At 58.9% G+C, this 7305-nt stretch carries 6 protein-coding genes; 2 read left to right on the top strand and 4 right to left on the bottom strand.

Going from position 1 to position 7305, the window contains the following annotated elements; genetic code table 11:
- The first annotated feature begins 685 nt into the window (after nt 1-685).
- On the top strand, nt 686-955 hold the full coding sequence (locus Q1K31_RS04155) for an AlpA family transcriptional regulator (RefSeq protein WP_300377019.1): 270 nt from the start codon (nt 686-688) through the stop codon (nt 953-955).
- Between the two features lies 1 nt (nt 956).
- Here Q1K31_RS04155 and Q1K31_RS04150 read toward each other — a convergent pair whose 3' ends face one another.
- Both Q1K31_RS04150 and guaA read right to left on the bottom strand, forming a co-directional pair.
- Nucleotides 957-2213: an integrase arm-type DNA-binding domain-containing protein gene (locus Q1K31_RS04150; protein ID WP_300377017.1), complete on the bottom strand. Its 1257-nt coding sequence runs from the start codon at nt 2211-2213 to the stop codon at nt 957-959.
- Between the two features lie 294 nt (nt 2214-2507).
- Nucleotides 2508-4091, bottom strand: coding sequence for a glutamine-hydrolyzing GMP synthase (guaA, locus tag Q1K31_RS04145; RefSeq protein WP_300377015.1), 1584 nt, complete (start codon nt 4089-4091; stop codon nt 2508-2510).
- Between the two features lie 62 nt (nt 4092-4153).
- Here guaA and Q1K31_RS04140 point away from each other — a divergent pair, with 62 nt between their 5' ends.
- Nucleotides 4154-5338 (top strand): aspartyl/asparaginyl beta-hydroxylase domain-containing protein, encoded by a 1185-nt coding sequence (locus Q1K31_RS04140; RefSeq protein ID WP_300377013.1) that lies wholly within the window; start codon nt 4154-4156, stop codon nt 5336-5338.
- A gap of 20 nt (nt 5339-5358) precedes the next feature.
- Here the strand turns inward: Q1K31_RS04140 and Q1K31_RS04135 are convergent, their stop codons facing one another.
- Together Q1K31_RS04135 and Q1K31_RS04130 are read right to left on the bottom strand one after the other, a co-directional pair.
- Entirely contained in the window at nt 5359-5883 is a 525-nt protein-coding gene (locus Q1K31_RS04135) for a hypothetical protein (RefSeq protein WP_300377011.1), read from the bottom strand.
- A 52-nt stretch (nt 5884-5935) separates the two neighbouring features.
- Complete coding sequence (locus Q1K31_RS04130; RefSeq protein ID WP_300377009.1) at nt 5936-7243, bottom strand: RsmB/NOP family class I SAM-dependent RNA methyltransferase; 1308 nt, start codon at nt 7241-7243, stop codon at nt 5936-5938.
- Nucleotides 7244-7305: the final 62 nt, after the last annotated feature.

Raw genomic sequence — 7305 nt, 5'->3', positions numbered from 1 at the left:
CGGCCCTTCTGTCAGGCCTTTTCCTGCGCTCCTCGTGGGCAATCACGCTGCAGGCGATAGAAGAATTGAAGACTGTAAAGCGAAACAGGGAGATTGCTTCCGAAGTCACGCGGTGAAGTATTGCGTCTCAACAAGCTTGCAGTCTGCTGTGTTCGACTTGGCGGCCGGGATTTCAACAGAACTTCCCGGTCATTCTTTCAAGAGCGGGCATCTGGCTTGCTGGCGTCTGCGATGCTCATCATATGTTACAAATCGACTTGTTGCGCGTCCCGGCCCTTTCAGAAAGGCGGGCACTAACGCGGTATACACGTATACATCAAGAGACTTTCACTACCTGGCCCAAGCGGGTTGGAACGATTGAAATTTCTTGGGTGACCAAAAAACCTTGAACATATCAGATATTGGATGGCCATTATCCCACATAGACGGACTCCAACATGGCTGTTTGCGCAACATTGGCACCACTGCCATGCGTTCGCAGAGGATTAGCCAGGCTAAGACTTGTACCACCGCCCACTAAGCCGCAGAATTTTCGCATGTCGCAATCTTGGTACAGAAATGTGGGACAGAAATGATGGCGCACCGGCTTAAACCTGGCGCTGAAGATGTGCTCCGAAAGTTCGCCAGTGAGCTCATATCAGGCGAAGATACTGACCGAAGGTGTCCGCCAGCACCAGATTTGTCCGTGGACCACGTCAATATCGAAACGCACCGCATAATTCGCAGATCAGAACTGAAACGCCTGGTCCCCCTGTCCGCCACGACGATCTACGAACTGGAACGGAAGGGCGAATTCCCCAGACGCTTCTATCTCACACCTCGCTGTGTCGTCTGGTCGCTGGAGGAGGTTCTCGGGTGGATCGAGACTCGGAAGAACGAAACAGACCGCTCCAAAGTATGCCACCCTGATGTGACCGAACGCCGCTACCGGCCCGTCACATCATCTCGGCCCTGAGTCACATCTTTGCCCCGATGGAGTATATGGCCATATTCTCGGGCACGAGCACTGCTCTGCGACTTTTTCCTTCGACCCAGGCATCAATCATATCCGCCCATTCCTGAAGCATATGCCGGCGCTGGTCTGCATATTCAGCCTTGTTGTAGATGCCCCGCGATGACCGCCGATCCTCGTGCGCAAGGCCCTTCTCGATCCAGTCCCGATTGAAGCCGAGCTCATTGAGCAAAGTCGACCCCGTGCGCCTCAAATCATGGATCGTGAAGCGTTCCATGGGCAGCTCCATGTCCTGAGCCACCTTCCCGACGGCATCCGTGATCCGGTTGAAAGCCGCGTTGGATACAGGACGGAAGCTGTCATAGCGGGACGGGAAAACGTAGCGAGACCCACCGGCACAGGTCTTCAGGGCATATAGGATATCAAGCGCTTGTGTGGAGAGATAGACATTGTGATCCAGCCCGGTCTTCATCCGCTTCTTCGGGATCGTCCAGACAGCATCGGTAAAGTTGATTTCATCCCAGGTGGCGTGCGTGACTTCGGACTTTCGCTTCAGCGTCAGCAGGATGAATTTTACACCCAGCTTGAGCGTCGGGTTGGCTGCGACCTGATCCAGAATACGATACGTGATGCGGATTTCGAGCGGTGAGAGAGATCGCTCCCGTGGCCGGAGCCGTCCAATGGCAACAGAAGGAACATCGTCGGCAGGGTTGTCGATCTTCACACCTTGCAGCCGGGCGAAATCGAAGATCAGTTTGGTAAATTCGCGAACATGCAGCGCAGTCGATGGCGCGCCCCGCTTCTTCACCCTGATACAGAGTTCACGCAGGTCCTCAGACTGGATCTCTGGAAGCAGGCATTTGCCGAAGGCCGGGATGAGGTCACGCTGCACGATCGCCCGCCGCATGTCTCGGGTACTATCGGCAATCTCCTCCCGCTCCAGCCATGCATTGGCCATCTCTTCAAATGTGCCCCCTTTGAAGCGTCTCTGCTTTTCACGCTTCTTTTCCTTGGCCGGGGACCGCCCCTGTTCGATCATCAGTTTCGCGTCCCGCAAACGTTCCCGGGCCACAGCCAGTGAGATTCCGTATCGCCCATAACGACCGATGGTAAGCGTCTCTCGCCGACCGTTGATCCTGTAATCGAACCGGAACGTCACCGTCCCCGTAGGCGAGACAGCTGCGTAGAGTCCGTCCCGGTCCGTTACTTTGTACATTTTCTCTTTTGGTTTCAGCGCCTTGAGCGCGATGTCTGTCAGCATTACGACCCCGCATCACCATCAAAATACCGTCAGGTCAAAATGACCGGTATCTCAATTTTTTCTCCAATCTTTTCAGCATTTTAGCTGAGAAAAATACCGTCAGGCACTGATTTCGACCTGACGGTAATTGAAGATTAGCCGATGAAGCGGTGATCGAATACTGTCACCCTATACCGTTTCGCGCATACGCTGGAGGGCGATAGAGGCCGATAGGCAGCGAAACCAAACGCCACCTTAAGCACTGATTTAATTGTATTTAATTGAGAATTCGGATAGTCCCCGAAAGGCGGCGGATTATTCCCACTCGATCGTGCCTGGCGGCTTCGAGGTCACGTCATAGACCACCCGGTTCACGCCCTTCACCTCGTTGATAATGCGCGTCGCCACCCGGCCCAAGAAAGCGTGGTCGAAGGGGTAGTAGTCGGCCGTCATCCCATCGGTCGATGTCACTGCACGCAGCGCCAGCACAGCCTCATAGGTGCGCTCATCGCCCATCACCCCGACCGTGTTCACCGGCAAGAGCACCGAAAATGCCTGCCAGATCACGTCATAGAGCCCCGCCGCCTTGATCTCCTCGATATAGATCGCATCCGCCTTGCGCAGCGTATCAGCCTTGTCGCGCGTGATTTCGCCGGGAATGCGGATCGCAAGGCCAGGCCCCGGGAAGGGATGGCGGCCGACAAAGGCTTCCGGCAGGCCCAGTTCGCGGCCAAGGTCGCGTACCTCGTCCTTGAACAGTTCGCGCAGCGGCTCGACCAGCTTCATGTTCATCCGCTCAGGCAGCCCGCCGACATTGTGGTGGGACTTGATCGTTACTGACGGCCCGCCAATCGCAGACACGCTCTCAATGACATCCGGATAAAGCGTGCCCTGAGCGAGGAAGTCTGCCCCGCCAATCTTCTTTGCCTCTTCTTCAAACACATCGATGAAGAGCCCGCCAATCGTCTTGCGCTTCTTTTCAGGGTCACTGACGCCCTCCAGCGCGCCGAGGAAAGTCTCACTCGCATCCACATGGACAAGCGGAATGTTGTAATGATCGCGGAAGAGTCCAACGACCTCCTCGCTTTCATTCATACGCATCAGGCCGTGATCGACATAAACGCAGGTCAGCTGCTCGCCGATCGCCTCATGGATCAGCACCGCGGCGACGGAACTGTCGACCCCGCCCGAGAGCCCGCAGATCACCTTGCCGTCGCCGACCTGCTTGCGGATCTTCTCGATCGCTTCCTCACGATAGGCTGCCATCGTCCAGTCGCCGGAAAGTCCGGCAATTGCGTGCGTGAAGTTGCGCAGCATCTTCCGGCCATGCACGGTATGAACGACCTCCGGGTGAAACTGTGTCGCGTAGAAGCGGCGTTCCAGGTCCGCGATGATCGCCAGCGGTGCGCCCGGAGATTTCGCGATGACGCCGAAGCCCGGCGCGAGCTCTGCGACATGGTCGCCATGGCTCATCCAGACCTCTTCCTTGCCGTCCTCGCCTTCGAACAGCCCACCCAGCAACTCGCTCTCTGTGACCTGCTCAATGAAGGCACGACCGAACTCGCGGCTGGTCCCGCTTTCGACCTTGCCGCCCAGCTGCTCCATCATCACCTGCTGGCCGTAACAGATGCCGAGCACCGGCACGCCGCGTGTAAAGACGGCGTCATCTGCACGCGGGCTGTCCTCCCAGGTGACGCTCGCAGGGCCGCCTGACAGGATGATCGCCTTCGGATCAAACGCATCTATGAAAGTGGCGTCCACCTTGTTGAATGGATGGATTTCGCAATAGACGCCGCTCTCACGAAGGCGCCGGGCGATAAGCTGGGTGACCTGAGAGCCAAAATCGACAATCAGGACATGTTCGTGCTTGTCTGCAACGGAATCGGGTGTGCTGGCCATGACGCCTCCTAACCGCTAATCGGGATGTCGGGAAGAGTCGGATGCCGCAAGGAGTTCCTTTCATGGAAGATCAGATGCAAAAGGCCCGCGCCGAAGCCGCTGCCGGGATGCAGGCGCTGCAAGCGCAGGATGGACGCGCCGCCAATGCGGCCCTCACCCGCGCCACAGAGATGGGCTGGCCAGGACCGGATGTCTGGGTCGCGCTGTCCTTCGCAAAATCCCTTCTGGGGGACATGGATGCGCGCCTCGCCGCGCTCGAAAAGGCCCTCGAGGTCGAGCCTGCAAGTGTGCGCGCGCGCCTTCACTATGGTCAGGCGCTGCTTGGGGCAAATCGCAGGGCTGAAGCCGAGGTGGCTTTCAGGAAAGGGCTGGCGGGCCTGTCGGGGCTTGCGGTCCGCAATCGCGAGATTGAACAACTCGTGGATGCCGCGCGCGAATTCCTTGGTGAGGATGCCACTCCAAGAGAATTAGCCGAACATCCCGTCGATGCTTTCGCCCGCGATCATGATGTCGGCAGCGGCGAGGATGATGACCTCTTCCGCCAGTCACTGAACATCCTGGCCGGGCGCATTCAGCCTTTCACCTCGAAGCCGACCCGCTTCTACTATCCAGGCCTGCCAAACCGGCAGTTCTATCCCCTGCGCGATTTCAGCTGGACTGAAAATCTTGCAGCGAAGACGCCTGCCATCCGTGCCGAACTCCAGGCCCTGCTGGACCGTCAGGCAAGCGAGGCCAACCGCTTCGCTCCCTATGTCGAAGCCAGCGGACGTGAGGGCCAGGCTGTTTCCCACCCCCTTCTCGACAATCCCGACTGGAGCGCTTTCTATCTCATCAAGCAGGGCGAGCGGCAGGAAGACAATATCTCACTTTGCCCGCAGACCATGGCCGCCATCGATGATATCGGCGAGGATGCCCGGCCGGCTCCGGCGCAGTCGGTGCTGTTTTCCCTGCTGAAGCCCGGCGCCTCGATCCCGCCGCATCACGGCCAGTTCAACACCCGGCTCATCTGTCACTTGCCGATCATCCTGCCCGGACAGTGCGGCTTCCGTGTCGGCAACGAGACCCGCGAATGGAAAGACGGAGAGGTATTCATCTTTGATGACACGATCGAGCATGAAGCCTGGAACCGCAGCGACAGCCCGCGCTATGTCCTGATTTTCGAAGTCTGGCGCCCGGAACTGAATGAGCGCCAACGCCATCTCATTTCGAGCCTGTACCAGATGGGCGGTGCCGCCAAACCACGCTAGGCATCGGGCTGGCCTACCTCCTATGTATCGCCAGCTCCCTTCTGCTCTGCATTTGCCAATGCCCGCTCACGAAAGGCATTCATCAATGTCACGAGTTCCTCACCCTTGATACGGTAGTTTTCCGTCAGCCGCACCGTGCCGTTGAACAGAAGGCCGGACAGGCGCGACATCACCTTCTGTTTCTCTCCTGTGACCTCGAAGGCCACCTGTTTTGCAGACGGCATGCCGCGCATTCGCTGGATATACAGCCTGAATTCAGAGACATCCCCCCAGCTCACCTTGCCGAGGGCACGAAGTTCGCTCGATTCAAACCCTTCCTGGTCGAGCCGCAACCATGACCGCCGGAACAGGGCTGCTGCCGCCCCGATCAGCGTGATGATCGCAAACAGCACGGTCAGCCAGATATTGATCCGATAGGCCGCTTCATCGTCCGGGGTACGCAGGAAAGTAAGCAGGATGACGAACACCGCACCGACACCGGCCAGGACGAAATACTGCCGGTTGGTCGCCTCGAAGCGTTTATGGTCTGGCAGGTCATCCTGCATGAAAGTGCCCTTTTTCCCTGACTGGGTCCGACTCAGTCACAGGCTAGGCCTTTCAGTTGCCGCGCTCCAGCACCGCGAAGAAAAATCCGTCCGTGCCCGCACTGCGCGGCGTTAGCCGCACCGATGTTCCATTGACACAACCTGCCTTCACGATCGCCGCCCCCTCCTCCGTCAGGAGGCCAGACGCAATCGCCTGCTCGGCCGCGTTCACTTCGGTAAAGTCCTCATGGCCGGACAGGAATTCCGCCACACGGTCTTCATCCTCCTCTTGCAGGAAAGAACATGTCGCATAGAGAATCCGCCCGCCGGGCTTCACGAACTCAGAAGCCTTTCCAAGGATATCCCTCTGTTCCTCGATGCGCTTGTTGAGCGCGTTCGGCTTCAGCCGCCACTTCGCATCCGGACGCCTGCGCCAGGTCCCCGTCCCCGTGCAAGGCGCGTCGATGAAGACGACATCCATCTGTGCCTTAAGCGCTTCGAGCGCTTCCGGCTCGCGTGGATGTACCAGCTGCACATTATGCGCACCTGAGCGTTTCAGCCGCGGGATCAGCGCACTCAGCCTGCGCCCGTCAATGTCATAGGCATGGATCTGACCCTTGCCGCCCATCATTGCCGCGAGCGCCAGCGTCTTGCCGCCCCCGCCTGCACAATAGTCGAGCACCTGTTCGCCGCCGGTCGCGTTCGCGGCCGCCGCTGCAATCTGGGAACCTGCATCCTGAACCTCGACCCAGCCCTTGGAGTAGGCCGGAATGCTTTCAAGCGAGGCTTCACGCTGTGACGGGTCGCGTGCCGGGATACGATATGCGTTCTTTAGTAGAGGAGATTCCACTGCATCAGCAGAGCGCATCGGCCCGCCCGCCTTTTCTGCATCGACCTTCAGCGTATTGACCCGGATATCGACATCGGCGCGCACGGCCATGGCTTGGCCCTCGACGACCTTCTCCTCTCCGAACACACGGTCCATCATAGGTTCCAGCCATTCGGGATAATCGCCCGCCACCCACGGCTCCGCCGTCACGTCAGGTGCCATGACCAGCCGCTCGCGCTCGTCCAGTGTCAGCGCGGACGGAGCGTGCTGCTCGTCCATGGCGCTGTCGATCTTCATGATGTCCCACTTCCAGGCATGCGCGAGTGCGCCGAGAATGAGGGCGCGCGGCTCATCCGAGCCCATCGCGTGGGCAATCGAGTTCTTCTTGCGCAGCGCATCCAGCACCAGCCCCGACACCCAGGCCCGGTCCTTCGAGCCGGCATAGCGCGCCCGCTTGCCCCAGTCGCGCGCGGCCGACTTCACCGGCTGATGACGGTTCAGTACATCCGTGAGAACATCAATCGCCGCTGCTATCCGTCCGCCGTCGCGCATATCTTCAGGCCCTCTCTTGCGAAGGCGCCCGTGTTAGCGTCCAATCGCGATGGAGGAAACAG

It is taken from the genome of Henriciella sp. (genome assembly GCF_029936995.1).
GTDB lineage: Bacteria > Pseudomonadota > Alphaproteobacteria > Caulobacterales > Hyphomonadaceae > Henriciella.
Note: the sequence above shows the minus strand (reverse complement) of the source record. Positions and strands in the feature narration are given on the sequence as shown.